Genomic DNA, 1,436 nt, shown 5'->3' with positions numbered 1-1,436 from the left:
ACGCCTATCTGGCAGTTGCCGACCTTACCCAGAGTGCCGGAGTACTGCCGGGACACACACGGCGACCCGCTGCCGTCCTTCGGGAAGCCGGTGTCATCGATGACCCACGCGTCTGGGCCGACGACGTCGACCGCACACTCGGCCAGCCGGCCGGCTCGGACTGCATGCCTCGACAACCCACAGGTCACGCGGGCGATCGGGCAGGTCCGGCCGCTGCCGGCCGGGCGAGGGTTCGCGACCGCGACCGGGGTGCGGCTGCGGACCCTGGCCGACGTGTTCGCCTACGCCGCCGCCGAGGGCGTGACGCTGCGCATGGACGCCGACCGAGATCAGGGTCCGCCGGCCGCGGGCGGGCCGAGGCGGGCGCAAGGCGTTCGTGTCCGGCAAGGTCCGCCAGAACACCATCAAAAGCACCGTGATCAGCGACGAAACCGGAGCGACCTTGTGGTGCGGCACCCATCGCCCCGGCCGCGTCCACGACCACACCGCGGTCCGCCTTGAGGGTATCGACGCGCTGCTCGACGCCTACCCGCAAGTCAGGATCCTCGTGGACGCCGGATACCAGGGCCTGGCCAAGAGCCATCCGGGCCAGGTCGAGGCACCCCCGTTGAAACTGCGCCCAGGAGCCGCAGAGCCCTACCGGGTGGCCTACGAGCTGAAGCGCAAGGATCAGTCGAGTCGGCGGATCGCTGTCGAGCACGCCATCGCCGAGCTGAAGTGGTGGCGGGTGCTGCAGCGTTTCACCCGACGACGTGAACTGCTCCCGCAGAGCGTCGACGCCGTCGCCGCCCTGGTCTCTGACCGCACCATCACCTGGTGAGACGTGCGGGGCGGATCATCGCGCGACCTCAACTATTGCGCACAAGATCGTTAGGCCGATCACCAAAACGCGAAGCCGACACGCGAACCTGAATAGAAACGGTCGGCCTTTGAACGATCAATCCGATGGCCGTCGATCTTGCTACGCCCGAGCCCAAGACCCGACCGCTGCTACACCACGCCCGCGGACGCGACCTCGGCGGGGGGCTCGACGCATACCTCCGGTAGATCCGCCGCGCCGCCTTAACGCGTACTGCTGTTGAGGGAGTGTTAGAGGCACTCCAACGAACGATGGGACAGCAATGAAGGTTGCAAAGGTCGCCGCCGCAGCAGCGTTGGGCGTGGTTGTCGCTACTGCACTTGGAGTTTCCGCTGCCGCTGCCGGTCGCACTACGGTCCACGACATCGCTACCGTTTCCCAGCGTACCGACGACCTCCCGGATCCGTTTGCTCACGTGACGGTGTGCGTCAATTCGCCCGAGCCGAAGGAGTGCCCGCCCTCAGCACTGTAGTGGTTAAGGACCAATGCCGGGAAGATAAGCGTTGTGGCAGGTCATGCCGGGTTTCGACGGACGACGTCGATGGTGTAGCCGACGGCCATGGACCTTGGCTGGGTA

The 1,436-nt window shown here is 66.6% G+C and carries 1 protein-coding gene and 1 pseudogene; one reads left to right on the top strand and one right to left on the bottom strand.

Going from position 1 to position 1,436, the window contains the following annotated elements:
• Positions 1–107: pseudogene (locus AB0J67_RS41125) on the bottom strand (transposase); the annotation flags it as partial.
• Positions 108–328: 221 nt separating this feature from the next.
• On the opposite strand from AB0J67_RS41125, the gene AB0J67_RS41120 reads away from it, so the two are divergent.
• Positions 329–820 carry a transposase family protein gene (locus AB0J67_RS41120; RefSeq protein WP_363491252.1) on the top strand — a complete coding sequence of 164 codons (492 nt, stop codon included), beginning with the start codon at positions 329–331 and terminating at the stop codon, positions 818–820.
• Positions 821–1,436: the final 616 nt, after the last annotated feature.

Source organism: Catellatospora sp. NPDC049609 (genome assembly GCF_040675365.1).
Classification (GTDB): Bacteria; Actinomycetota; Actinomycetes; order Mycobacteriales; family Micromonosporaceae; genus Catellatospora.
This window is presented reverse-complemented; position numbering and strand designations above follow the sequence as displayed.